Annotated in this window: 25 protein-coding genes; 10 read left to right on the forward strand and 15 right to left on the reverse strand. The window is 43.7% G+C overall.

Going from position 1 to position 26,250, the window contains the following annotated elements; translation table 11 throughout:
* Nucleotides 1-93: 93 nt before the first annotated feature.
* Together DF947_RS18660 and DF947_RS18665 are read right to left on the reverse strand one after the other, a co-directional pair.
* Nucleotides 94-816 carry an LOG family protein gene (locus DF947_RS18660; protein ID WP_109931752.1) on the reverse strand — a complete coding sequence of 241 codons (723 nt, stop codon included), beginning with the start codon at nt 814-816 and terminating at the stop codon, nt 94-96.
* A 194-nt stretch (nt 817-1,010) separates the two neighbouring features.
* Nucleotides 1,011-1,250 carry a YgaP family membrane protein gene (locus DF947_RS18665; protein ID WP_109931754.1) on the reverse strand — a complete coding sequence of 80 codons (240 nt, stop codon included), beginning with the start codon at nt 1,248-1,250 and terminating at the stop codon, nt 1,011-1,013.
* 284 nt (nt 1,251-1,534) lie between these two features.
* Between DF947_RS18665 and DF947_RS18670 the strand changes: the two genes are divergently transcribed.
* Nucleotides 1,535-2,959: an MBL fold metallo-hydrolase RNA specificity domain-containing protein gene (locus DF947_RS18670; protein WP_109931756.1), complete on the forward strand. Its 1,425-nt coding sequence runs from the start codon at nt 1,535-1,537 to the stop codon at nt 2,957-2,959.
* A 124-nt stretch (nt 2,960-3,083) separates the two neighbouring features.
* Complete coding sequence (locus DF947_RS22535; protein ID WP_262510089.1) at nt 3,084-3,356, forward strand: phosphoketolase family protein; 273 nt, start codon at nt 3,084-3,086, stop codon at nt 3,354-3,356.
* Nucleotides 3,357-3,608: 252 nt separating this feature from the next.
* Here DF947_RS22535 and DF947_RS18680 read toward each other — a convergent pair whose 3' ends face one another.
* Complete coding sequence (locus DF947_RS18680) at nt 3,609-3,944, reverse strand: hypothetical protein (protein ID WP_146202946.1); 336 nt, start codon at nt 3,942-3,944, stop codon at nt 3,609-3,611.
* A 28-nt stretch (nt 3,945-3,972) separates the two neighbouring features.
* Nucleotides 3,973-4,848 (reverse strand): universal stress protein, encoded by an 876-nt coding sequence (locus tag DF947_RS18685; RefSeq protein ID WP_109931760.1) that lies wholly within the window; start codon nt 4,846-4,848, stop codon nt 3,973-3,975.
* Nucleotides 4,849-5,214: 366 nt separating this feature from the next.
* Between DF947_RS18685 and DF947_RS18690 the strand changes: the two genes are divergently transcribed.
* Nucleotides 5,215-5,553, forward strand: a complete 339-nt coding sequence (locus DF947_RS18690; protein WP_109931762.1) for a universal stress protein — start codon at nt 5,215-5,217, stop codon at nt 5,551-5,553.
* The gene (locus DF947_RS18695) at nt 5,550-6,581 is read left to right on the forward strand and encodes a glycoside hydrolase family 130 protein (RefSeq protein WP_109931764.1); all 1,032 of its coding nucleotides are present in this window, start codon (nt 5,550-5,552) and stop codon (nt 6,579-6,581) included. Before DF947_RS18690 ends, DF947_RS18695 begins: the two co-directional genes overlap by 4 nt.
* A 201-nt stretch (nt 6,582-6,782) precedes the next feature.
* Here the strand turns inward: DF947_RS18695 and DF947_RS18700 are convergent, their stop codons facing one another.
* Nucleotides 6,783-7,694 carry a universal stress protein gene (locus DF947_RS18700; protein ID WP_109931766.1) on the reverse strand — a complete coding sequence of 304 codons (912 nt, stop codon included), beginning with the start codon at nt 7,692-7,694 and terminating at the stop codon, nt 6,783-6,785.
* 175 nt (nt 7,695-7,869) lie between these two features.
* Here DF947_RS18700 and DF947_RS18705 point away from each other — a divergent pair, with 175 nt between their 5' ends.
* The 3 genes from DF947_RS18705 to DF947_RS18715 all read left to right on the forward strand — a co-directional run bounded on the left by DF947_RS18705 (nt 7,870) and on the right by DF947_RS18715 (nt 11,790).
* Complete coding sequence (locus tag DF947_RS18705) at nt 7,870-8,760, forward strand: universal stress protein (RefSeq protein WP_109931768.1); 891 nt, start codon at nt 7,870-7,872, stop codon at nt 8,758-8,760.
* Nucleotides 8,761-9,082: 322 nt separating this feature from the next.
* On the forward strand, nt 9,083-10,735 hold the full coding sequence (locus tag DF947_RS18710; protein ID WP_158526299.1) for a sensor histidine kinase: 1,653 nt from the start codon (nt 9,083-9,085) through the stop codon (nt 10,733-10,735).
* Nucleotides 10,732-11,790, forward strand: coding sequence for a response regulator (locus tag DF947_RS18715; RefSeq protein WP_109931773.1), 1,059 nt, complete (start codon nt 10,732-10,734; stop codon nt 11,788-11,790). The genes DF947_RS18710 and DF947_RS18715 overlap by 4 nt, the downstream gene beginning before the upstream one ends.
* A 207-nt stretch (nt 11,791-11,997) precedes the next feature.
* Here the strand turns inward: DF947_RS18715 and DF947_RS18720 are convergent, their stop codons facing one another.
* From DF947_RS18720 to DF947_RS18735, 4 genes are all read right to left on the reverse strand, one after another.
* Entirely contained in the window at nt 11,998-12,426 is a 429-nt protein-coding gene (locus tag DF947_RS18720) for an Hsp20/alpha crystallin family protein (RefSeq protein ID WP_109931775.1), read from the reverse strand.
* A gap of 121 nt (nt 12,427-12,547) precedes the next feature.
* Nucleotides 12,548-13,216, reverse strand: coding sequence for a BON domain-containing protein (locus tag DF947_RS18725; RefSeq protein ID WP_109931777.1), 669 nt, complete (start codon nt 13,214-13,216; stop codon nt 12,548-12,550).
* Nucleotides 13,217-13,363: 147 nt separating this feature from the next.
* Entirely contained in the window at nt 13,364-13,882 is a 519-nt protein-coding gene (locus DF947_RS18730) for a sigma-70 family RNA polymerase sigma factor (protein ID WP_109931779.1), read from the reverse strand.
* A gap of 146 nt (nt 13,883-14,028) precedes the next feature.
* Complete coding sequence (locus tag DF947_RS18735) at nt 14,029-14,436, reverse strand: Hsp20/alpha crystallin family protein (RefSeq protein WP_109931782.1); 408 nt, start codon at nt 14,434-14,436, stop codon at nt 14,029-14,031.
* Nucleotides 14,437-14,822: 386 nt separating this feature from the next.
* Here DF947_RS18735 and DF947_RS18740 point away from each other — a divergent pair, with 386 nt between their 5' ends.
* Together DF947_RS18740 and DF947_RS18745 are read left to right on the forward strand one after the other, a co-directional pair.
* Entirely contained in the window at nt 14,823-15,647 is an 825-nt protein-coding gene (locus DF947_RS18740; protein ID WP_262510091.1) for a universal stress protein, read from the forward strand.
* 59 nt (nt 15,648-15,706) lie between these two features.
* The gene (locus tag DF947_RS18745) at nt 15,707-16,162 is read left to right on the forward strand and encodes a pyridoxamine 5'-phosphate oxidase family protein (protein WP_240615417.1); all 456 of its coding nucleotides are present in this window, start codon (nt 15,707-15,709) and stop codon (nt 16,160-16,162) included.
* A gap of 93 nt (nt 16,163-16,255) precedes the next feature.
* On the opposite strand, the gene DF947_RS18750 is transcribed toward DF947_RS18745, so the two are convergent.
* The 3 genes from DF947_RS18750 to DF947_RS18760 all read right to left on the reverse strand — a co-directional run bounded on the left by DF947_RS18750 (nt 16,256) and on the right by DF947_RS18760 (nt 18,164).
* Nucleotides 16,256-16,651 carry a hypothetical protein gene (locus tag DF947_RS18750; RefSeq protein WP_109931788.1) on the reverse strand — a complete coding sequence of 132 codons (396 nt, stop codon included), beginning with the start codon at nt 16,649-16,651 and terminating at the stop codon, nt 16,256-16,258.
* Nucleotides 16,652-16,852: 201 nt separating this feature from the next.
* The gene (locus DF947_RS18755) at nt 16,853-17,692 is read right to left on the reverse strand and encodes a universal stress protein (RefSeq protein ID WP_109931790.1); all 840 of its coding nucleotides are present in this window, start codon (nt 17,690-17,692) and stop codon (nt 16,853-16,855) included.
* 172 nt (nt 17,693-17,864) lie between these two features.
* The gene (locus DF947_RS18760) at nt 17,865-18,164 is read right to left on the reverse strand and encodes a hypothetical protein (protein WP_146202948.1); all 300 of its coding nucleotides are present in this window, start codon (nt 18,162-18,164) and stop codon (nt 17,865-17,867) included.
* A gap of 525 nt (nt 18,165-18,689) precedes the next feature.
* On the opposite strand from DF947_RS18760, the gene DF947_RS18765 reads away from it, so the two are divergent.
* Nucleotides 18,690-21,119, forward strand: a complete 2,430-nt coding sequence (locus DF947_RS18765) for a UvrD-helicase domain-containing protein (RefSeq protein ID WP_109931794.1) — start codon at nt 18,690-18,692, stop codon at nt 21,117-21,119.
* Nucleotides 21,120-21,814: 695 nt separating this feature from the next.
* Here the strand turns inward: DF947_RS18765 and DF947_RS18770 are convergent.
* The 3 genes from DF947_RS18770 to DF947_RS18780 are packed head-to-tail and all read right to left on the reverse strand — an operon-like array spanning nt 21,815 to nt 26,235.
* Nucleotides 21,815-22,675, reverse strand: a complete 861-nt coding sequence (locus DF947_RS18770) for an ROK family protein (RefSeq protein WP_109931796.1) — start codon at nt 22,673-22,675, stop codon at nt 21,815-21,817.
* 9 nt (nt 22,676-22,684) lie between these two features.
* Nucleotides 22,685-23,854, reverse strand: coding sequence for a glycoside hydrolase family 76 protein (locus tag DF947_RS18775; protein WP_109931798.1), 1,170 nt, complete (start codon nt 23,852-23,854; stop codon nt 22,685-22,687).
* 26 nt (nt 23,855-23,880) lie between these two features.
* Nucleotides 23,881-26,235: a GH92 family glycosyl hydrolase gene (locus DF947_RS18780; RefSeq protein ID WP_109931833.1), complete on the reverse strand. Its 2,355-nt coding sequence runs from the start codon at nt 26,233-26,235 to the stop codon at nt 23,881-23,883.
* Nucleotides 26,236-26,250 lie beyond the last annotated feature (15 nt).

Here is a 26,250-nt window from a genome sequence, read left to right on the forward strand (position 1 = left end):
GTCTTATGTGGTAAAACTCCCAAGAATCCGCCTTATAAATAATGATCTGGATCATTAAGCGTGCTGATTATCGACACTATAAGGCAAAGGCGATCACTGCCGCTCAAACAGCCAGCTAAAGGGACGGAGTTTCTTTACTTTTTGCAGGCCGAATTTTTTGATGCTGTGCAGCTTGATGAACTCCTCGGCCTGTGAAATATCGTCGGTGATCAGAAAAAGATTGAGGTCAGCTTCGCTTATTGTCCCATTCTCCCTCATTTCAGCAATATGGCTCAATAGGTTTTTGTGAAATTCTTTTCCGAATATGATTACCGGAAAATCATGGATTTTGCGGGTCTGGATCAAGGTAAGGGCCTCAAAGCACTCATCAAGTGTCCCATATCCGCCGGGAAGGACAACGAAAGCAAAAGAATACTTTACAAGGAGCACTTTACGGGTAAAGAAATGATTCATGTTGACCCACCTATCCAGATAAATATTGGGTTTCTGTTCCCTGGAAAGAGAGATATTGCAACCCACTGAGCGCCCAGCTACGTCTTTTGCGCCCCGGTTCGCGGCCTCCATCAGCCCCGGTCCGCCTCCGGTCATGATGGTAAATCCAAGCTTTGCAAAAACGGAGGCTGCTTTTCTGGCAAATTGGTAGTGCGGATGATCCTGGGAAAAACGCGCCGAACCAAAGAAGGTAATACAGGGACCAACAAAATGGAGGCCCCTAAACCCTCTCACCAGATCGACCATTGTCCTAATGACAAAAATAAATTCCTTTATTCTGGAATGCGGACCTTCCAGAAATTCAATCTCTGATTTACTGTTCATATTTTTGGTTAAACGATACGTTGTCAATTCTGTTAAAAATGGTGCAGGTTATCCTCTGAACTACCTGAAATCATGGATATAAGTGTAGAAAGAAAATTTTTAGGATAAGCGGTATATATTTTTGCAGTAGCCCGATCAGAATCATTTAATTGCCTACGATTTTAATTGATAGGAGTATCTTTGGTCGAAATTTTCTACCTGTGCCTGTTGGTCCGGATGTCAAGGGCCATGTACAAGGGGCAAAACCCGAATATTCCGGTCCACAACAATATACCTGCAATACTGATCAGCGCCAACTCGGCACTTGCATTAAAAATACCAAGGATGTATGCTGGCAATATTGCAATTGCCAGCAGCGTCCTTAACGCCCTATCCAGTAGTCCCATATTTGTTTTCATTTCCATCGTCCTAATTTTTACAAGACACTTTTCCATTACTTCAGGAATTTTATTTGCTTAACGCTAAGGCAAATCAAGGTCTGCAGCGGATTTCAAAAAACAATATGAAAACCCCTATTCGCCTGATCAACAAATTCGCTAAAAATACTTAAAGCCTAAATGAGCCAGGTCATGGGTGATGATGATTGTTGATCTTTCAAATAAAGGTTATGGAGAGAACTGAATACTCCCGGAAACGCTAATCATTGATACCAGTGATCCCGATCAGCCGAGCAGATGGCCCGTATTACTAACTTTAGAAGTATACTCAAATTAATCCAATGCAACATACATTCAAATCCGACCGGGGCAGTTCAACACAAAATGGTACCGGCATCTACCTTGCATCCTTCGGTGCGGCACAGACCGTTACCGGGTCAAAACATATCCTTTATACCCCCGATATGGACATTCTCATTGATTGCGGGCTTTTTCAGGGGATCAAGTCGCTAAGAATAAAAAACTGGGAAGCACCGGGTTTTGAAATTGAACGCATTGGTGCGTTATGCCTCACCCATGCCCATCTGGATCATTGCGGTTATATCCCAAGACTTGTTGGGGCAGGATACAGGGGAAAGATATACATGACCGCTCCTACCCGGGAGCTCACGGAACTTATTTTAAGAGATAGTGCAAAAATCCAGGAAGAAGATGCATGGAAGGCGAACCGTTACGGCTATTCAAAACACCATCCCGCAAAGCCGCTATACACGCTGACTGATGTCGAACGCTGTCTACACCAGTTTGTAACTGTTGAGCCTGGGGTAGAGATCAGTATTGCAGGACAGGTGAGTATGAAGTACATGCCATCGGGCCATATTCCCGGGGCATGCTCCATAGAATTTACCGTATCTGATAAGACAGTGCTCTTTTCAGGCGATATTGGACGCACGCACTCGGGTTTTTTGGATGCTCCCCAGCACGGAGCGCCTGCTGACGCGGTTATTATGGAATCCACTTATGGGGACAGGCTCCATGGAACGCAATCGGCTGAAAGCGAACTGGAGGATGCCATCAACAGCACGCTTGAAATGGGCGGAAATGTGATGATACCTTGCTTTGCTGTCGGCAGAGCGCAGGAAATCATCAGGATTCTATATCTGCTCAAACAGGCAGGCAAAATCCCGCTGTCCCTGCCGGTTTATCTGGACAGTCCAATGGCCGCGGCAGCATCCGATATCTTATTGCGTTATCCGCAGTGGAGTACCTTGAGTGAAAATGAGTGCAGGATGATGATGAAGGGTCTTATCATCAATGAGAAGCATGAAAACACGATCGGCATAATAAAAAACAAAAAAAGCAAGATAATCATTGCTGGCAGCGGGATGCTCTCGGGTGGCAGGATCCTGGAATACCTAAAACACTATGCCGGAGACAAGCGTAACTGCCTTATACTTTCGGGCTTTCAGGCTGAGGGTACTCGCGGGCGGGCACTTCTTGAAAAAACCCATGAGATACGCATAGACGGCCAATATTTTCCGGTACGGGCAAGGACGGTTTCGCTGAACAACCTTTCCGCACATGCCGATCAGCATGAACTTATAGAATGGCTGAAATCATCATCAAAAAAAGAAACCCAGGTCTTTCTGGTGCACGGAGAACCCGGGGCCCAGGAATCCCTAAGGGTAAAGATCAGGGTTACACTGGGTTTTGAGGCCCGGATCAGCAGGGAGGGAGAAAAAATGAAGCTATTCGACATCCTCTAAAAAGCTGGTTAATAAAAGCTATAAACTAGCTAAATAAGTAGCGTGGCTTAATAAATACTGCTAATGGAAAACAGTACACCAATAAGAAAAACAAAATGGAAATACTGACCAGACAAAGCATTTTGTGCTCAGCGATGAACTATTACAAAAAATGGATGCGTACTGGCGCGCAGCGAATTACCTTTCTGTCGGACAAATCTATCTTTATGATAGTCCGCTACTCAAAGAACCACTGCAGTTGTATCACGTAAAACCTATGTTGGTGGGACACTGGGGAACCTCTCGCGGTCAGAACTTTCTCTACGTGTCCAACAGCTGTAAAGATCAACAATTGTCGGCCATTGTTATTATGAATAATCCCAAGCTGGTTTTCGAGGAATGTTTTAAGCTCCAGTAAAATAATCGGTATTTCATTGTCACTGTTTGGCCTCATACAAACGAGTCAAAAGGCTCATACGAGCTTAAAAAAAACACTGGGCAGTTAAATCAGATCACCTTTGGGAAAGGTTACTTACATTTTCATTGCAGTTGATACCATAAAACTGGAACTTGGAGTGCTTAAAATCTATACCCTGTTTTTTGTCTAGATAAACGCGTCCGAGATTTTTCATGATTTTACCCGTTCCAAGGATCAGTGAATCTCCTGTTTTTAGCAGCGCCAGTGGATTGGTAAAAACGGCATCTGCAGATTCGTCCGAGCGAAACCTGTAAGTGACAAAAAGCGTATCCCCTTGGTAGCTACCGGTAAATTTACCCTCATTTCTTTTGTGTTGGCATAGAGAATCGAAAGATGCCCGTTCACCGCGTTTTTTCCTGTAGTATTGATTTTCAGAAAAGCTGAATCTTTGCCATCGACTGCCATAAAACAGTCCGAGTTGGGCGGTAATTGCGTGAGTTTTTCCATATTTTCATTTTCGGAGCTATTGCGGCACATCATCAAAACTGGCAGAGCAAAGACGAGTAGGTAAGAATAGTTTATTTTCATGATTTGTGTTTTAAGGTTAGGCATAATTCTATCGCACCTTTTTTTCAATATAGTGTGGAGGAAATACCAGTAAGGGTGTGGTGGTATACCTTGCAAAACGTTTGGTTCTGCTTCCGCTGAATATTTTATCTAGTATGTTATGGTTCCTGTGGAGCATCGAGACAATGTCAATATCTTCCTGTTCCGCTATCCATTCAAGCCCCTTATCGATGTCGCTGTTCCAGACCGGTTCATAACGGATTTTATTGTAGCCTGTAAGTATTCTCATCTGGTCGATAAAATCCTCACCGATAGCCTGCATACCGGTGTTGAGATCCTTTCTCATCTCAATGATGTGCAGCACGCAGACTTCAGCTTTAAACCATGATGCAAGTTTACAGAGGTATTCCAGTGGCTTTATATCTTGCGGCGTGAGTGACCCAGCATAGACTATTTTCTTTATCCCGTGGTATCGGGCACCGAACGGGATAAGAAGTACTGGGCGATCACCTTTTTCTATAATCGCCATGCTGTTACTGCCCAAGACGAAGTTCACAAGTCCGCCCGCTCCGGACAGTCCCATTACGACCAGGTCAGTATCAATCTGTGCGGAAATCTGCTTTATCACTGAAATAACCGGGCCTTCAGCGCAGCGGTAGTCTACCAATGGACAGTTGCCAGGGTCATCCGGGCAGGAATCATCGAGTAGCTTTTTGACCATGAGGTCGAGTTTACCGCCGATGTTGCCTTCACGATCCGCAGTATCGATAACCGGCCATAGACCGCTTTCCGATACAGGTACCGGAAGAATAAAAGCATTAGCGATAGTTATCCTGGCATCTAACACCTTCGCCATTGAAATGGCATATTTTGCCGCATTTTCAGCGGGAGCTGAAAAGTCGGTCGGAACTAGGATTTTTTTCATTTCTTATTGTTTTAGCTTCGTTGAAAACCGCATTTAAGTTCATCTGCTATGGTCAATACATTTTCCATTGCCGGAATGACCATCATGCAGGGATTTCCAAAGTTAATACCTGAAGCACATGCCGGAAGATGACCCGGATTGGTCAAAAGAATGATTTAGAACAGCCGAGGGAATAAAATCCAAATTAAGCTTTACCACCTTGTCCCACTTTCGTATGGAACATATGTGGGAACACGAGAAATTAAAAAAAGCTGCTGTCCACCTTGTTAGAAGTGATTTTGATCAGTACTTCACTTGATTGTGCTCATTGGACGGGCATTTCTGTTAGGATATCTTTATAAACATGATTATAGCCTGTAAAGAGAAATGAATAAACCAACAAAGAGCGAAAACCGGACATCTTCTTTTAAGCATTCGATTACGGGATTTTTTGAAGATACCGGACACATCTCGGCTTTTGCCGGCAAGTTCTTTCGCGTAGGCTTCCGTCCGCGTTATGAGCATAAGAAGCTCTGTTTTATCGAGCGGGGAACGCCGGCATCTGTCATTATCAGACTTTCCCGCTTCTGGAATGCAGACATGATTGTTTTGGGGACGCATGGCAGAAAAGGGTTTTCCCATTTTTTGATGGGAAGCGTGGCCGAAGAGGTGATGCGGAATTCCAGCAAACCACTCATCATCATTCCCATATCTGAAAAGCAATGATAGAAATCCGAAAGGAAGGGATTCTGCTCTACCCTACAGATAGGCCCTTTGAATCCAGGGCGGTACTTAACCCTGCGGTTCTTCAGGAAGGAGAAAACATGGTCATGCTGTACAGGGCCGTTAATGCATCCGGCATCTCAACGATTGGCAAATGTATATTTAAGGGCCCGCTCGAAATCATCCAAAGAGATAAAGCACCGCTCCTAATTCCCTTAGGCGAAGAAGAAAGTACCGGAATGGAAGATCCCAGGCTGGTAAAAATAGATGGCACATATCTTTTAAGCTATACCGCTTTTGACGGAATGAATGCACTTGGTGCTGTTGCGGTATCTTCAGACCTAAAGACTTTTGAGCGTTATGGTGTTATTGTCCCCAAAATTGTCTTTCCGGCCTTCAGAATGCTTGCGGAACAATCTGGGGTATTGAATCCAAAATATGCCCGGTATGCTCACGACAAGACCCTGGCCAAGGGCAACAGGCCTCTTCTGGTCTGGGATAAAGACCTGGTTTTCTTTCCAAGAAGGATCAATGGTAAACTATATCTCATGCACAGGATAAAACCGGACATACAACTCGCCAGTGGGGTCAATCTTTCGGATTTTGACAAGCCTTTTTGGGAAGATAACCTGAAACACTTTCAGACACATATCCTGCTACGTCCCAGGTTCGCTCACGAGGTAAGCTATATTGGTGGCGGATGCCCACCGATCGAAACCGGATTGGGATGGCTGGTGATCTATCATGGCGTATGTGATACACCCGATGGATACCGGTACAGTGCGTGCGCTGCCCTGCTTGAGCTTGACAATCCCGAGCGGGAAATCTCCCGTCTGCCCTATCCGCTGTTTTATCCTGAAAAGAACTGGGAACGTGATGGTGAGGTTAATGATGTCTGTTTTCCGTCCGGCGCGGCTGTATTTTCGGAAAGGCTCTACATTTATTACGGAGCTGCAGACTCCTGCATCGCCTGTGCTTCGGTTGACCTCAAAGGTCTTTGCATGGAGCTCTGGCGTTTCCGTGATCTATAAAGAATCATGATAATCATTCCATTCAACACAAATGCCCGATTATCTTGAAACCTTGCTTTATAAAAAAAAATCTGGACCTATTGAACAATTATATTAATTCAATAGCTGAACCATAAAAAACCTTCATTCCTTATGCATCCTAGCCTGATCAGCTCGCCTAAAAAGTGTTTGCCTTTAATTGATTAAATTCTCCTGTAAAGTTTAATTATGCACTTGCCTTTCACCTAACCTAGCGGGACCGGGGCTAGTAGCGAAGCTCTGGGGAAAGATAATCAAGGGCACCCGGGTCCTGGAAATCATTCTTAAGGTTTTATCTCCCCCGAAGAGTTCTTCTATCATACTGTGCTTTTTGTGCACCATTGCCAGCATATCCGCTTCAGCGTTTTTGTCCAAAACCGCTAAGGCCTCCTCAAGGGTATCTTTTTGTTTGTGCCTGTAAAAAACCTTAGGGTAATCAATTGCCTGGGCTACCTTGTCCAGAAATTTTTTCTCTTTCTGCAGGAACTGTCCTCCCTTCTCAGCGGATATCCTGTTGTGAAAAATAAGCAGATCTGAATGATAAGCAGACGCGATTTGAGCTAAAAAACCAAGTGCTGTGATATCACTATCCCCAAAGTCAGTAGCGAAAACAATCTGCTGGATCGGTACAGGGGGAAAGTTCATGGGAACAAGCAGCACGGGCACACTGGTCCATTTGATCAGCTTACGGATCGTACTTCCGGGCAAAGTTCCCAAATATCTTTCCTCAGGCTTGATCCCCATGACAATCATACCCATATCCTTCTGGTTGAAAAAGGATTTTATCCCGGCCGCAGGAACACCAATTGTTGAGAAAACCTCGATTAGCGGCTTAGAGCTATCATTGCACAACTGGTCTGCATCCTGGTTAAGTTTTGCCTCCAGTAAAGACAATCTCTCCAATGAATCCTTTTCGGCAAGATCATATAAGCTGTCCTGGGAAAACATGGTCCCCTCTGCTACCATTGGTAAGCCAACCGAGTAGATGTGAATTATGGAAAGATTCATTCCGCATGAGCATGCCATCCGTAGCGCATAATCTGCCGCAGAAGCCGCTGCCCTGGAAAAATCTGTGGCAATCAATATTTTATACATAACAACTATTCTATTTTGAAGTTATAAATCTGATAAAACCAAAATTGGTAGCAGGTGAGGGAAATCAGCGGTACCGATGATACTGGAGATAAAGCAACAGAAGCCATGGGCAGGATTATTATAGGAGCTGACCGTTGTCATCAAAAAAACAAAGTCCTTCCCCTAGCTTAGCCAGATGAAAACAATATTGGTCATGACCGATTTTTCAAGGGCTGCGAAAAATGCTGCTCAAACCGCTTTAAACATTGCGGAACAATTTGGGGCTGAGCTACTGCTGCTGCACAGCTATCACCTGCCTCAAATTATTCTCGCTGAACCTTTAAAAATGGACTATAAGGAAATTGAGGAGAAGGCTGCAGTTTCGCTTGAAAAAGAAAAGGAAAGACTTTTAAAGCTAATGAAAACCCGCCAAGGGTATGTCAGAATCCACACGATAAACACCATTGCCCCGATATCTGAGATACTGTACGACATCCAGCAGGGCGAAAAACTAATGCTGGCTGTGATGGGCAGGCACAAAAGGCATAAAAGTAATTTTCTTTTTGCAAACCATATCCATATTGCCATGCGAAACAGCGATTGTCCGCTGCTTATATTATCATCCAGTGAATTCCTTCCGGACAGCTGCAGGATAAATTTCGCTTCCGACCTCAATGAGAAGGACATCGCGCTGCTTGAATCCATTGATAAGATCCGCAAAGCGTTCAAGGCCAGCCTGTCGATCAGTTACGTAATGGAGAGTCCAGGGCTAATTGCTGATTTTAATGAAGAAGGCCGTATAGCATCTTTTCAAGGCGTCTTGCGGAGAGATAAATTCAGCGATATCCCCTTTCATCTTTTAAAATCTCCTTCGATCGCCCATGAAATCGACCGTATGTTTCCTCCATCTAAAGATAATCTTTTACTACTTGTGAACAGGACCCATGGGTTGCTTCATGAGATTTTTCATTCCTCTCACTGCTATGCAATTATTAAAAAGCACCGTGGGGCCATCCTGGTGTTGCCTGAACATTGGAAACCGGCATGCCGGCCACTTACAGGCGCAGGAGCATCGGAACAGGTTTAAACCTGCTGGCTTGATCCTGCCTTTACGATTTCGAAGCCGATAAAATCATGGCTTCATCCACCCGAAAAAAAACATAAGTGATGGTGGTAGCCCGCTTAAATCAAATCCCTTTTAAAAACAATATGACAACCATCATTGACCCGAATGATCCCGGTCATTAATTAGTGTAAAAAAAAGAAACAATTTTAGCTATCAGTAGCTATCTGCATATCATCAGTTGAATAAAAACTGTGTATGAGCGGACGATTTACACCTCGCAGGAATCCCGGTGACTAATTTTTGTATATTTATGAAGTAGGCTAATATGTCTTTCAACCAAAAGATGAACAAAACCACGGGAATTGGTTTCGACCCCTTATTTGACAATGCCTCCATGGGTATTATTGTTGCCAATGATAGCGGGCATATTGTGATTACCAATCCATTTTTAGAAAAACAGTTTGGCTATGGTCCGCAGGAACTTAGCGGAAAGCCGATTGAAGATCTTATTCCGAGCAGGTTTACAGACAGGCACCAGCATCATGTTGAGGGCTATATCAAGCAGCCCAGGCCACGGCCTATGGGACTGGGACTCGATCTTTTCGGACTTAGAAAAGATGGAACTGAATTTCCCGTCGAGGTTAGCCTGAGCAGTTACCAGACAGATCAGGGAAAATTTGTCATCGGGTTTATAAGTGATATCTCAGCAAGAAAAAAAGCGGAGCTGGAGCTTAAAGTCTTAAACGAACAGCTGGAGGCCAAGGTCTTAAGCAGGACACGCTCACTGACAAGCACGGTAAAGCAGTTAGCAGAGCTGATCACCGAAACCGAGCTGAAGGATGTGGAGCTCAACAGGGCAAACACTTTTTTGAGGAGTATTTGGGGCCACGCAGAGGTAATCCTATATGTTACCGATTCAGGCGGAACGATAAAGATGTTCAATCCAGCTGCCGAACGGGAGCTGGGATATGTTGCCGAAGAAATCATCGATAGGCTTAGTCCCTCCGTCTTTCATTCTGCCCAAACACTTAAGCAAAGTGCGGACGAACTTACAAAATCCCTTCAGTTACCTGTTGCTGCCGACTTTGAGGCCCTAAAAATAAAAACTGAGCTGGGATTGGCGAATGAACGGGAAATTGAATACCTGAGAAAAGATGGGAGCCGTTTTCCTGCCTCCCTTACCATAACTGCGATGCATACAGCAACCGGGGATATTGAGGGCTATCTGGGGATTGCTATGAATATTTCTAAGCGGAAGAAAGCTGAAGAAGAAATTCTCCAGAGCCTGAAAAAGGAAAGGGAGATGAGTGAGTTCAAGTCCAGGTTTGTCTCAATGGCCTCCCATGAATTCCGGACCCCTTTGAGTACTATACTCTCTTCTGCCTATCTGATATCAAAATATACCACTGAAAATCAGCAACAAAAGCGGGAAAGCCACGTTAACCGGATAGCCTCCACGGTACAGTCTTTGACCGATATATTAAACGACTTTCTATCCCTAGAGAAAATTGAGGAAAACAAGGCAGAACCGCATTACAGTACTTTTGAGCTTGCGGATTATATCAAAAACGTGATTACCGAAATTGAAACCCTGAAAAAGAAAGGCCACCTCATCCGGTTTTCTCATCAGGGAGAAACCCGTGTGTATTTAGATCAGGTCATGCTCAAGCACATCATCATCAATCTTCTTTCCAATGCCATCAAGTTCTCCCCTGAAGACAGCCATATTGATATATGCAGTTTAGTTGACCAAAACCAGATAACCATTAAAATTAGTGACAAGGGATTGGGAATCCCTGAGCGGGATATGCATCATCTCTTTGAAAGGTTTTTTCGCGGAAGCAATGCCAACAATATCCCGGGGACGGGCCTGGGACTGCATATTGTCTCAAGATATGTTGATTTAATGGGCGGAAAAATTTCCTGTAAAAGCGAACTGGGATCGGGAACGGAATTTACTATAGAATTTGTAAAAACAAAACAGACCGAATTATGAAGAGGATTTTAGTTATCGAGGATAACCAGGACATCAGGGAGAACCTTTCAGAGATCCTTGAGCTGGCCAACTATGAAGTCGACCAGGCTGAAAACGGAAAGCAGGGTGTAGAAATCGCGCTTCAGCGAAGACCCGACCTGGTACTTTGCGATATCATGATGCCCATTCTGGATGGCTATGGCGTACTGCTCATGCTTCAAAAAAACCAGGCAACTGCGAACATCCCTTTTATTTTCCTCACAGCAAAGTCTGAACGTATTGAGGTGAGAAAAGGCATGGAAATGGGCGCGGATGATTATATCATAAAGCCTTTCGACGGAACCGATGTAATCAATGCCATAGACGGGCGGTTGCGCAAGGCAGCTTACCTAAGGGAAGAGGTTGCCCCGGGGATAAACGGCATGGACAGGCTTATCACGCTTAACGGTGGTAAAGACCATCTTGATCTGCTCAAAGAAAACCGCAGCCAGAACCAGTACAAGAAAAAACAGATCATTTATACTGAAGGAAACCTTCCTTCCAAGTTATTTTATCTGACCAAAGGAAAGGTCAAGACCTACAAACGGAACCAGGATGGAAAAGAGCTCATCATGGGGCTTTACAACCAAGGCGATTTTTTTGGGTATCTGCCTTTGCTTGAAGGGAGGAATTACCGTGAATCTGCCGAGGCTCTAGAAGATACCGAGCTTGCCGTGATTCCCCGTGCGGAGTTTGAGCAACTGATGGGCAGTAACCCACAGGTGATGAAAAAATTCATTTCTGTTCTTGCAAAAAATCTGATCGAATGTGAGGAACATCTACTGGCCACTGCATATAACTCCCTGCGCAAAAAGGTTGCAGATACACTGGTCACCCTTTACGAAAAATACAATCCTCAACAGCAGCAAACCTTCGAAATTGACCTGACAAGGGAGAATCTGGCTGCTATTGCAGGTGTTGCCAAGGAGTCCATGATCAGAATGCTTGGTGAGTTCAAGGATGAACGGCTCATCAGCATTACCGATAGTGTCATCCATATAGAACAGATCGATAAATTAAGACACATGCACAACTGATCTTCGGTCCGGGCAAGATGCCTCAAGGAAGATACTTTAAATATTTCTTTTGCCTATGTGCCAATTATTTACTCGCAGCGAAAAAATATCTTTACAAAACTGCGCACCCTGAGCAAACAAATCCCGGGATAAGCAGCTACCGGAAGACCGGAAGCTGCGCTGATTGTTTATTTTGGGTATCTGGATATCAAAGCTACATTATAACTATCATTCAATGGCTATCTGCCTTTTATGCTGAAGCTTTTTCCCACTTGACCTAAGTTCAAGTACCAACAGGCCATCCTTGTAGCTGGCCTTTACCTCTTCCAGCAGTATATCTCCGGGCAGGTTAAATGTTCTCTTGAAGGAGGACATGGAGAATTCTTTGCGTGTGTATTTATCTTCATCTTCTACCTTTTCCGATTCTTTTTCCGCGCTGATGATCAACAGGTCATCCTGGGTTTCGATCTTGAAATCCTTTTTATCAAATCCGGGTGCTGCCAGCTCCAAACGGAAACCTGTTTTGGTATTGCTGATATTGACTGCTGGAACGCTCATCCCTGCGCCCAAAGCCCCGGTAAACATATGTGGATTCAAGAGTTCATCCATTAAAGATTGAACAACGGGATATAGTGTTGATTTTGTTAGTGTTGTCATGACGATGTGTTTTATTTTTTTTTAAAACCTGCCGGCGGATTGCCCGCAGGGATAAAATTGTTGATAGCGGAAAACTTACCTGTCATCCGCTCTGAATTACCTTGAATAACCGGCATGAATGTCAGAAGGCAAATTCCGGCTCCACCACTTTTAAGTGGCTCTCCACGCGCATCACCCCGGGAGCGGACCATGCGGCATGTTCTGCCTGTTCTTTTTCGGCAAAGGAGTTTACAGTACCGGTGAGTACCACCTTATCACCCTGAAGGGAAACCATAAGGTTTGCCGCATCCAAAATGGCATTTCTGGTAAAGGCAGAAGAAATCTGACGGCTGATCTCCAAGGAGGTAACCCTAGGTTTCAAAGTGATCAGATTGATGACTGATTTTACGCCCAGTAAATGTTCAATGGCGGTACGGGCACTGTTTTTCTGAAACTCCCAGTCCACTTGTCCCTCCAGTCGCACCACACCGTCTTCCACTTTAATCTTGATTTTTTCCTGTTGTACGGCGGTATGCCATTTTAGTGCATTTACCACTGCTGATGCGATCTCAGCATCTGTTTTACGATAAATCGGGGCCAAACCGACCTGAATATCTTGGGCTATTGCCTTCACACCGGAAATCCTTTTTGCTGCATGCTCAGCAGCAAGCTTTTTGGAATAGCTATCTACCTCCCCCGATAATGTAACGATGCCGTCTTTCACGGAAACAGCAATTTCGGCTGCATTTAATAAAGGTTCCCATTTGAGCTCATCGAGAACATCTTTTTGAATCTGATTGTCTGTTTTCATAACTTTTAAAATAAAATGTACTGTTTAATTTGAATAACCAAAGAGAGCTATTATACGCTAAGCCTTCAAGAACCCTGCTCAGTAAAGCCGATGATATTCATTAGCGGAATGAAAGCAAGGGTAATCAAAACCCATGGGTCTACAAATTCAATGGGCCGTGGGGGAAAATTTCTTTTCAAGGATCAGACGTGCGGTTCTGACCCTGGTCTTTACTGTCCCGATGGGCTGGGCAGTTGCCAGGGAAATCTCACGATATTTATAGCCTGCACTGTACATGGTTATCGCCTGCCTGAGCGGATAAGGAAAACTGTTGATCACCCGATGGACATCATCGGAGATGAATTTCGAGAAAACGGTGCTTACCGAACAGCTGTTTCTGGAGGCTATTTCAATGTGCGTATGGTGTTCCATCACTCTGGAAGTTCTTTTAACCCTGTTAATAAAGGTGTTTCTCATGATGGTATACAGCCATTTGCGGATATCGGTTTCCATACAGAACTTCTCATAGAAGCGCAATGCCTTGAGCAGGGTATCCTGAACCAGATCCTCGATTTCATCGTTCTCATTGACAAAGTGCCTGGCCATACTTTTTAAGCCCCTGACTTCTGCCAGCAGCAGTTCTTCAAAGGATTTACGTTCGGTAAAAGAGTCTATCTGCTTTTCCATGTTTTACTTTTTAATGCCAAAATCCAAAAACCGGTACACTTATACGATGATTTCCCTCATGCGCTTCAATGATGCGAATGAGGGAAACATAAGCTGGCGGTCAGGGGACCATTCTACCGTAAGCCTGGCTCAAACCTATTTTCTGTTCAGGAAATCTTCACATGCTTTTTCACTGAAGACAGCTTGCCGGTTTTTCTGAGTGTCAAAGAGAGAATACCATCCCTGTATTTGGCGCTTATATGTTCGGGAGAAACATTTTCAGGAAGGCTGAACGCCCCGCAGAACGAAGAGCGCGAGAATTCTCTTCTCAGATAATTTTCCTCATCGCCCGCTTCGTGTTCGGCAAGGATATTGAGTACTCCGTTTTCAACATTTACAGAGAAATCTTTTTTTCGAAACCCGGGCGCGAGCACCTCGATTTTGAATTTGGTATCCCTTTCTATAACATTTACGGCCTTCTTTGGCTCATTAGGCTCATCAAAGAATTCAGGATCCCAAAAATCGTGTACCATGGAGCCTATCTCTTTTTTGTTTAAATTTTCTGTGACTGACATAACTTTTTTTTATATAAAGTTAACCTGCCTGAAACCGGGTTTAATTGATACCCGTCATTATCTGCTATGAGTTTGCTCATCGGCCGCGATGCTCCCTGCGGATTTTCCGGCAAGGGGAACTAAAGGACGCCCATTCTATAATCCGATGAAAAACCCGCTATCGCATACACTGCAAAATATCATCTCTTTTAAGGCTTTGGAGTTAAAACCAAGATAGACCATGTGATGATTTTTGCGCATATCCCTTCAGATCAGTATCATTGAGGGAAGTGATTTAAATCATCAAAGTATAGGGATAAACTTCTGAAATTGATGTTGATCCGGGGCACTTTAAAAGGGAGAAAGAAGCTGCGTTAGAAACCAGGAAAAAAAAGATGAAAAAAATTATGGTAACCACTGATTTATCCGACAATTCAAAGTCAGCTGTGCGTATGGCACTGCGGTTGGCCAAACTTAAAGGCTGTGCCTTAAGTGTGGTTCAGGTAAATCATGTACCCAAACCTTTTAACTGGACACAGCGGTCTTATGCCACGTTTTTGAAAAAGAGCATGGATAAGCTCACCGGAGAACTCGGCGCCTTTGTCTCTGCAATCTGCCGTTCCATCGATCTGGAACCTTTCAGGTTCAAATCTGTAGTACTTAATTCAACGGAGGTAGTTGATGCCCTAAGTGATTATGCCCGGACAGAGAAATTCGAGTATATCCTAATTGCTACACGGGGAGCTGGCACGGTAAAAAAACTTTTCGGCACCCATACCAGCAGACTATTGGCCAGTTCCAAAATCCCCATAATCGTTGTGCCCAGCAGATACCGCCACAGAAAAATAAAAAAAGTCATTTATGCAACAGACCTTCAGAATATTGAGCGCGAGCTGCCGGATCTGGTTGATTTTGCATCTCCCCTGGGTGCAGAAATCCAGATGCTGTATATGAAACTACCGTTTGAAGGGATGAGCAGCCCTGCAGAACTTGAGCTGAGGGTGAGAGAGAAATATAGTTATCCGATAACATTCATCCAGGTTAACCGAAACATAGAAAGGTCGGTAATAGAAGATATCCATCAGACCATAAACAACGGGCATAACTCCATTCTTGCCCTTTTCTCCCATCACGACCGCTCCGGATTTGACAAACTCCTGTTTCCCTCCAATGCCGAACAGTATTCATTCTATGCAAGGATGCCTTTATTGGTTTTTGCCAAGCATGAATAATTTTAGATGTACACTGAAAAGCTTATTGAGAAGATGTCATTTACCCAGAAAATCAAAACATGATGTTAGGAGAACTAAACGACGAGCAGATCGAAAAACTTTTGAGCAGTCAGGTTACAGGCAGGATTGCATGCAGTAATGACGGCGTTCCGTATATTGTTCCGATAAACTATTATTACGATGGAGAGAAAATCATTGGACATAGTGTAGAGGGAAAAAAGATTTCCATCATGCGCAAAAACCCTGTGGTATGTTTTCAGGTTGACCAGATCACAAACATTTTCAATTGGCAGAGCGTGATTGCATGGGGACGTTTTGAGGAGATTTCCGACATGGAGGAAAAGGGTAAGTGCATGGAAGCATTGAAAGCGCGTATCCGGCCTTTTTCAGCGCCCGGCCCTGACCACACTTCGCATGGGCTCAGTGGAAGAGCGGAAGACCTGGGTTTGCATCTGCAGCTCATTTTCTATAAAATCGTTCTTGTCATGAAAAGCGGCCGTTTTGAGAACAGCTGATTGAGAAATTTCAGATCAAGATATGTGGATATCCGCCAAAGGCGATCTGATAGATACCTTATACAAGTTAATAGGCAAAGCCAAAGGACAGCTTTACACCAAAAAAACTATGTGAAGCCCATCAGCAATTAAGGCGGCATTTCTATGGAAGACCAGCCCTGCTTCTGCAACATTCCCTCCTGGAATAGCTACATGGTAACCCAGTTCGTTAGAGAAGACCAGTAGCGCCGTTCTGTCAAAAGAAGCAGGCGTTTTATTAAATACAAAGGATGCGCCCAAGTCAGCGTGTAAATAGATCTGTTCAACAGGCAAAAATTTTATGCCCACCTTCAGTGGCAGGATCCTTGGATTTTTTAGGATTGAAGATGCTTTGTTCTCCCGGATAAGCTCCTGGCAGGCTGTATTTACGGTCAAAAAGACAACCCTCTGTTTAACTGGAAAATAAATCTGGACAGCGCCCCCTAAAAGAAGTTTATACTCCCCTATCATATTGCCTAAAGGCAATGCCAAATGGGTCCCTAAGTGAATGTATCCAGGGTTTTGCCTGCTGCTGTCCTGCTGCGATCTGGCGGCAGAGGGTTATGATAGGGCAAGAATCAAAAATAAAAAAAATGAGTATACGGAGTTTTTCATCTCTAAAGGTTCTTGTTGTGTAGCAGATCTTCCGAATCACCGGGGCAACCTCTCCCTTTACCTGTTGTGCGCAACCAGCAGCGAACATCTGCATTGGGCAATCAGGCCGTCTGCTATGCTGGGTATAAACCAACGGGATGTACTTCCCCTGCCATATGCGCCCGCCACAGTCAGCGTCCCCGGACCAAGTCCCTGCGCGTAATCAATGGCTGACTGCTTCTCTGGCCCGGATATGCACGTATAGATTGCACCCGGGCGATGACATTCCACCAAGGCTTTTATTTTTTCAAAATCCGGAATTTCCGCCTTCGGATCGGAACTTGTGACATACAGGACTTCTGTAGATGTATCCTGTTCTGCGGCGAAAAGTGAAAAAAACAATTTGATGGCATATACCGATCCGGGTTTGCCGTCGTAGAGAAGTAGAACACGACTGTGATTTTCAATGCGTTCATCAAGGAGCAGTACGGGACATCTGGAATCTGAAAGCAATTGTCTGGTAAATGTTGAAGGCAGCTGTGTCCCTATGGTGCTGAACCTTTCGCCTTTGGCGATGAGGATCATATCGGCGAAAGTACTTTCCTTTAGCACCTCGTCAATAGTAATACCCTCGGGGTGGCTAATGGAATAACTTATCTTTGCCTTTTTGCATCCATCGGCAAACAGCTTTCGTGACCTGGCCCTTTTTTTGGCCTCCTTCATAACGGCATGCCTGATTTTTACTGCGGAAATGCCGTTCTTCCCAAGCAGTTCGGCAAAGTCATACTCGTGATAAAGAAAAGATTCCGGAAAAACACCAACCAGGTGCGCGTCCGATTTCTTACAGTACCCGATAGCGAAGTCCATGGTCGATCCTGCAAAGTCCAAACCATCAAAAACAGTAGCAATTCTTTTCATACCTCTTATATTTTTGATTAAAGATAGACTCCGAAAAAATGAAAAGTAATGACCGCTGTCATGCCCGGCAATTAATTAGGATAAAAAACGGAAGATTATTAGCCTTCTTTTGGCACAGGCCATTTACGAGGCCCAAAATATAAAAACTACTTTTTAACCGGTCATTTACCGCTCAAAGAAAATAATAACCTTTTTGAAAGTTTTCCGGGAATATTAACAGTGGCATTTTTTGTTCAGAAATGGCGGCCTTTGAAGTGTTCTTTTTAAAAATGGAAACGAATACCGGTCTATGGTGTTCAGAAAGGGCAATCCAGCCCGCTTTTAGAATTTCGCTCCATTGCTCCAGCAGGCCAAATACATTACTGCCCATTAAATGCCGGTAGGTCAGGTTTTTTTTATCCAGGCGCTTCATCTCATCAACAAACCTTTGTTCACGCTCTATTTCTTCAGGGTGGATGCCCCGCTTGCACAAACCAGTTCATTTGACCCATTTCCGCCAATTTACTAAAATGCAGACAAGCAAAATTTTATAGCAAATTTATTTCTGGTGAGAGGGGGTCAACGTACTCTGGTTTATCCAGATCTAAGCCAAAAGTGCAATTTTTTATGATGAACTTTCTAAGAATTCCCTTTACTTCAGCTACATACTAGCCTGCGATACCAGCTAAATATTCGTCAACCATTTCCTTTGTCGGAAAATGATATTTTGGATAATAAAACTTCTTATTACTGGACAAAAGTTTGAGAAACTCACTCAAAGAAAGTTAGTTGTGTCTATAATATCCATTAATACAAACATAATTAATATTAAATAATTTCCCTTTATCGAGTTTTTTTTGACTAAAATCATTTCTCATACACTTTTGCAAAAACCCTCCAATCAAAAAATACCACAAAGTACTTTGGCTAAGTAGTCATTTGCATGAAGGTCATATATTTTAAGCAAAAGAAATATAACCTAAACGTTATATTTGCTTTACAGTGATCCCTATTGTTAATGCCTCAAATACAAAAAAAACCGATAAAAATTGGGGAGTTGCCCATTGGGCTACAAATCATCCTATTTATCCTAACTTTAGGCATCCTCTACTTTTTTAAACAAAGACAGGCGGAACTCGAAAAAAGGGCCAACATCCGCAAGCTCATTCCGGACATCCTCCGGGCGATTGATTCCTTTCGAAAGACGCAGGAATTGGTATTGTATTTTTCAAATCAGGATGCGGTTAAACTTAAGAACACTCAAAGCACATTAATAAAAGCAATACCCATTAATTATCAAAAGTGCGGTCTTGACGAGCAAGAAATTGCGACCATCAGCTATTTTGTATCCTACCATCAAAAATTGGACAACATCCGGAAGAACTATAACGAACGTTTCATCCCTCATGAAATTCGTGAGTTCAAAGACTTTCTAGCGCAGCTTGACGAATACCCGTTATCTGAGGAGCAAATGCGAGCGGTAGTCTGCGATGAAGACAACAACCTGATAATTGCTGGCGCAGGAACTGGAAAAACAACAACCATCAGTGCCAAGATCGCCTACATCCTGGAGAAAAACCTGGCACGAGCGGAAGAGTTGCTGGTGATATCCTTTACCAATACCGCCGTTGAAGAAATGTTCGACCGCACATGTAACTTTTTGAAAGATGATGAAATGGCTCGTCTGATTACTTTCAAGACCTTTAACAGTTTTGGAAACATGGTCACAAGGTATTGCAATCCTCATCCAAAGAAAATCGCGTTCGACGGCAAAGACTATAGGGCAAAGGTTTTTCTCCAGGAATCCTTCGAAAAGCTCTTTACTGATGATAGTGACTTCCAGCAAAAAGCCATTAATTTTATTGCTTTTTTTGCCCGTCCGCCCCGGGATGAATTTGAATTTAAGACCGAAACGGATTATCTACAGCATGAGCAGTCATTCCGAAATGTGGCCCTGAATGGCCTGGAATGTAAAAGCATGGAGGAAGTGATGATAGCGAACTTTCTATACCTGCACCAGGTTGAATTTGAATATGAGCGCTTTTACGCTTTGGAAGTGCAAGATCGGAACCCCGATTTTGGACATTATCAGCCGGACTTTTACCTAAAGGATTACGGCATTTACCATGAACACTATGGGATTGATGAGAATGGAAATGTACCGCCCCATTTTAAGTTTAAAGCACCCTACCGTTCTGCTACCGAGCAATACCAAAGCGGTATGCAATGGAAAGCCAAAATCCATGAAAAATATCAAACCAAACTCATAACAACCTATTCCTTTCAGAACAGAAGTGGTACGCTGCTCAAGGCACTCAAAATTCAGCTTGACCAAAACGGGGTGATCTTGAATAAGAGGCCTCCTGAAGAAATTCTCGGCAAAGTCAAAAGCCTCGATGATTATGAGGATTTCATGGGCCTGGTCTACACTTTCCTGAACCTGATGAAATCCAATAACGCCTCTGTAAGGGAACTAAAGACCAAGGCGAAAGATCAGCGCTTCAGGGTTTTCCTGGATGTTTTCGAACCATTATTTAAATCCTATCAGGCCGAACTTTCCCGAACAGGCAGCATCGACTATAACGACATGGTAAATCTGGCCACTCTGCACATATCAAAAGGAGAATTTCAGAAAAAATACAAGTACATCCTTGTTGATGAATTTCAGGACATGTCGCTGGGCAGGTATGATTTGCTCAAAGCCCTAAAATCCGCAAATCCCGGGGCGAAGCTCTATGCCGTTGGGGATGACTGGCAATCCATTTTCCGCTTCACCGGCAGCGACATCAGCATCATCACCGAGTTTTCCAAACATTTTGGGGTGACTGCTGAAAACGGGGTTTTGCAGACCTACAGGTTTAATGAGGAAATCCTGAATTTGAGCAGTGCTTTCATTCAGAGTAATCCTACGCAGCTAAAAAAGCGGTTATCTTCGCCATTCAAAGCAAAGCATCCGTCATTTGAATTAATCCCTTTAAGCACCTTTGGCAACAAAGCGAACCGCGCCCTACAAAAGTTCGATACCCTAAATGCCCTTATCGGCAGAATCGCCATCAACCATCCGAAAGCGACGATATTTTTGATCGGGCGCTATCACCATAACGCACCACCTGATTTACGCCAGTTGCAATTAGTATATCCCAATCTAAAGATTGCCTTCCACACCGCCCATGCCTGCAAAGGCCTGACCTGTGATGTATCCATAATCTTGGATCTGGATGCGGGGGTCTTTGGCTTTCCCTCTGAAATGGCTGATGATCCTATCCTAAATAACCTGCTACGTGAGGGCGAAACCTACGAAAACGCTGAAGAACGACGGCTTTTCTACGTCGCCCTGACCCGAGCCCGTCATCAGGTTTACCTGCTTCATAATCCCCACAACCAAAGTAAGTTCATAAAAGAAATTGTCGAACGATTTGGAATAGGTTCGACTAATGGACAACAATAGTCTGTTGTTTTTACTATACTACTAGTAAAACCGTGCCCCTAATTCAACCCGCTTTGCAGATTAATTTATTTACTGTTCTTTTGGTTTTAAGTTAACTTTTAAGTCTGTATATATTATGGCTATTTTTCTCCCTAGCGACTACATTTTTTAAAAATGTACGGACTGCAGTTATCGATAGTACAAAATAAATATTAATCTTTAAAGGACCTAACGCACGACACCTTTAAGTCTCTACAAATTAATTGACAACTTATTTACAAGAGATGCGGGTCAAATCTCTCTGACACTAGGTAATAGCCAAAATTTGAACTTCACTTCCTAATTTTGGATGGTATGATGGCGAATATTTAATTATATCCAATGACACAAAGTTATGAATACATTTATGATAAGTCGTGATAGATTTGATAGATGAAAGGGCCATCAATTTTTTTCCACTAACTCTGATGCTGTAAAGTTTTTGTTGCTCCCAGGATGTTGCTATTATTGCTACATAAAGACTTATATAACACTAAGACAGGTTATTTCTTTGTGCGAAAGACAAAAACCGTTTTATTTGAGATGCAATGATCTTATGCTATACTCTACATATCATCTCGGTTTAAACTAATTATCTTCTTTTTTGATAACCAAACTTGTATGAGACAAACACGATTAGATATACCGGACAAAATAACTTTCTGTCCTACAATAATTTAACAAATGCTACACGCGGCACCGATTAATGCGGCAGATTCACCGTATGTAGATATGTACACTGGGGCAGCGACTGACCTAATGCTTAAATAGTAACGAAGCTGAGGCAAAAATAATGGCCAGGCATTGGATATGTTGCCTCCCAGCACAATGCAGTCAAATGTTTCTTTTTTATAGATCTGGCTCAGGAAAATGCCAAAATTCATACTAAACTCATCAAACAGCTGGAGCATGGGACTTCCGAGCTCCGCCGCCTCGATAAGTTGCTTTACATTTGGCGCATCCAGTCCCGAATATTCGCTATACCTGGAAGTGAACCACCTTGAGGAAAAGAAGTTCTCGCAGATACCGCCCATAAAGGGGTACCGCCAGTAATCGGCATCGGTTGCCTTGCCGGATACCCCTTTGGCTGAACCGAAACCGGTGCCCAGCGTAAACCCCATGACCTTATCGTATGCCGAGGCCTTTCCGTGCGCAAGTTCACCCTGTAAAAAACATCCCGCGTCGTTGATGAAATGTATCTCACTGACCATCTGCCCCAATTCAGCAAGCATCATCTCCCGGACATTCATGCCGTAAAGCGCGTCATATTTGTCCATGCCCTTCATGTAGGACATGCCCTTTTCATAATCAAACGGTCCGGGCATGGCTATAGCGACCCTTCCTGAATGTGGGAGACCGTTTAAGGTTTTTGTGATGACCCTGCACCAGCTGTGGATAATCTCCAGGGCACTCCCTTTTGAATCGATCTTTTCCCTATTGGATGATTCGGGCACCAGAACCCCGGCCTTTACATCCACCAAAGCGGCCGTGATGTGGGAGCCACCGATATCGGCCCCAAGAATTACATGTTCATGCATTGCGTTTAATTATTTGATGTTCAACAATCCTAGCCGTCCGTAAAGCTCAGCGATGCAGGCCTCGTCAAGCAGCCATTTTGGCCTGGCCTTACTTTTCCCATCGGTGGCCCATTTGGCCGTGAGGAATCCATAACGGTCTCTGGAAAGTTCCCAGGCACGGTCAAGTTCTGTAGCTATCGAACTGAGATAGGCTGGATTATGATCCACCTTATATAGGGCCTCATATCCCCTGAACAGGACTGTAACAAACCAGGGGAGGTCGATACTGAAACGGAATCCAACTTTTCCCCGGGCAGAAAAAAAATCAAAAGCATGTTTAGCGACCAATTGGCCCTCATTGAGATATGTCCGGTCATTTGTAAAACGATACAGGAGTACCGCCGCCTCAAGCATAGAACCTGTGTTATAGGTATAATATGTAGGGTTTTGCGTGCCGTCCATTTTGATGTCGTTGTAATAAATACCGTCCGGATTTCTGAGATTGGCATGCATCCAGCTGTAAAACCGCTTGCCCCACTCGAGGTATTCCTTTTCTTGCGTGCCCTGATAAAGTTTTAGTGCCGCCAAGGTTGCCATTCCATTGCTACATGCAGGCTTTTGATCTTTGTGGCCTTCTAACCAGTACACTCCGCCCTGCAATTTTTCATCCCATCCACTTTCTATAAAACGGAATACTTCTTTTGCTTTAGTGATGTACACTGGATTTTTTGTATTGAAATAAGCTTCCATATAATCTATGCACACCAGCGCATTGTCATCGTAATAGCGATCGGCTTTTTCTAAGGCAACAGGATATGCCTGGTAACCAACAGGACTGCGCAGGGTATCTCTGTAAGCCAAAACACCTGCTGAAAGCGAATCGAGGTATTGTTTGTATTGCAGCTCTATATCTGGATATTTAACCAACACATTGGCGGCTGAGAACATACCTGAAAAGGGCCATAAAAAGCTTACTTTTTTTTCTGTAACGCCTGCACCTTGAAAATAATCGAGGTTAGCCGCTGTACCAGATGGATAGTTTTCACTAAATAGCCCGGTGTAACCCGCTACTCGATAGTGCTTCCAGATTTTGGTGAACATTTCCTCAGCCCTACTCTGATAGATGTTGTTTTGGGCAGTTTTCTGCGCATAAACATTTCCCGAGAAAAGCAGAATCAGGATATAGATGATTTTTCTCATACACATTTCGGAATAGTATTCTTTACTTACTGAACTGATGGCGGGGCTAACTTTGCACCCCAGTTTTTATTGGGTTTATTGCCCATCTTCAAGGTAAGTGTTCCTCCTTGCATCAATTCATCTCGATAGAGCCATGCCTGATTGAGCACCTTGCCATTCCATGTTGCCGATTGAATAAAAACATTGCTTTCTGAATTGTTGAGTGCTTTGATGGTTAAGCGCTTTCCATTGCCTAGGGTGACAACCGATTGATCGAAAACAGGGCTTCCAATCTGAATGGTAGGCCTAAAATCAGTCAATCCCTTTACATCGAACAACCCAAGTGATGACATCACATACCAGGAACCTAGCTGACCTTGATCTTCATCCTGACCATAGCCGTAACCATGGATGCTCTCTGTTCCATAAAATTCATCGCATATGGCTCTTATCCATTTTTGGGTAAGCCATGGTGCTGAAGAATAGTTAAACAACCAACTAATGTGCAGATTGGGTTGATTACCATGATTGTAGAGCGATTGTATGCCAGCAAATGCATCTATGGTTTTGCCTCCTCCGAAAGCATTTTTTCTGGAGGTTTCGAAAATTTCGTTAAGCCTGTTGTTGAAAGTTTTTTCGCCAATCTGATTGATCAGTGCTTTAGGATTCTGTGGCACGTAAAAAGTATATTGGGTTGCGTTACCTTCTTGAAAGCCACGCCAAGCTTCTAATGGATCAAATTTATCGATAAATGTGCCGTCTGCTTTCTTCGGATGCACCAGTTTTAATTCACTGTCAAATATGTTTTTCCAGCCATTTGAGAGTTGGATCAATTGCTGATAATCGGTTGTTTTACCCAATCTTTTAGCAAACTGCGCGGCCGCAAAGGCACTGTAACTGTATTCGAGCGTATGCGAGCCTGAAAAGTGGGATCCTGTTGAATCTGTTCTGTCTGCATCCAGGAACGGAACATAAGCCTTTGCAACAAAGCTTTTGGTATCCATTTTGCCTGAGCCTACCGACCGGTTTTTGTAGCCGAGTTCATTTCCCTTGACCGCTTCGTAGGCCAGGCTGAGATCGTAATCCCGGATACCGGCCTGATAGGCACCGGCAATGGCCAAGCCTACAAAATTTGTACCTACGCCCGATACGAAATTGCTGTTGGCGATGCCATCTCCAAACCAGCCTCTTTCTTTATAGATTTCTAGCTGCGTGTGGACAAAATCACTGTAATGTGTTGGATAAGACAGCGCCCATAATTGGGTAATGTTCCAGAAGCCGCCCCAAATGGCATCGGTATTCATAAAATTGTAGCTGAATTTTCCTTGTGGATCTTTGGGCAACTGCCCAATGCTTCCGTCGTGACGTGGAAAATTTCCGTTTACATCGCTTGCGATACCCCTACCTAATAGGGCATGATAAAGGCCTGTATAAAATTTCGTTTTATCGGCATTGTCTTTACCTGTTACTTTTAGCTTGCCTAATGAGGTTCGCCATTCGTTTTGAGCTGCTGCCTTGGCAGTGGCGAAGGTGAGTTTTTCAGCTTCGGTTTTAAGATTCAGTTTCGCGTTGGCTACTGAGGTGTAGGAAAGGCCAACTTTAATTTCGACAGTTTCGCTTTCTGCCGTGTTGTAGCCTAAATACAAGCCTGCACCAATTCCTTTCGATGATTTTTGGTTTGCTGTAGCCTTTTCATTATTTAGTGCACCAACGGCAAGGGGTTTTTTACTGAGTTCTCCGAAAAAATACATTGCCACGCGCCCACCTTCATCATAGGTTTTAACATATTTTGGATAGGTAATTACATAGCCTTGAAAATGTGTATCGTCAATCATTTCTACAGAAGCATCCGTTACTGGTCCGCTTTCGCCCTGAACATTTCCTATTGATAGGATAATCCTAGAACTGTCTGATTTTGGAAAAGTATATCTGTGGAAACCCACTCGTTTAGTTGCGGTAAGTTCTGCTTTGATCTTGAAATCGTCTAAAATAACTGAATAGTAACCCGGTTGGGCGATTTCATTTTTTCTGGAAAAATTGGAACGATAGCCGCTTCCAGGTTTGTCCAGCGCACCTGGAACGGTTTTTAGTGTTCCCGCAGTTGGCATAAAGCTGATCCCTCCTACCTGCCATTCATGAAAATGCACAAAACCCTCGATGGAGGTATGACGGGTATCATAGCCCACCGCCTCCCAGCCTTGCAGGTTGCCGTAGCTGCCGTTCGTAGATGGGGCAAGTTTGGCCATTCCGTAAGGTACGGCTGCAGGGGTGTAAAAAAACCACCTGCTGTGTGCGGTACCAATATTGGGATTTACAAAGCTCAAAACATCTTGTGCGAAGGACGCAATATTTATCAGGAGTAAAGCAAGGAGAACGGATAGAAGTTTATGACCTATTTTCATATAATTGGGATCTGA

This window comes from Pedobacter paludis (genome assembly GCF_003173575.1).
Taxonomy (GTDB): Bacteria; Bacteroidota; Bacteroidia; order Sphingobacteriales; family Sphingobacteriaceae; genus Pedobacter; species Pedobacter paludis.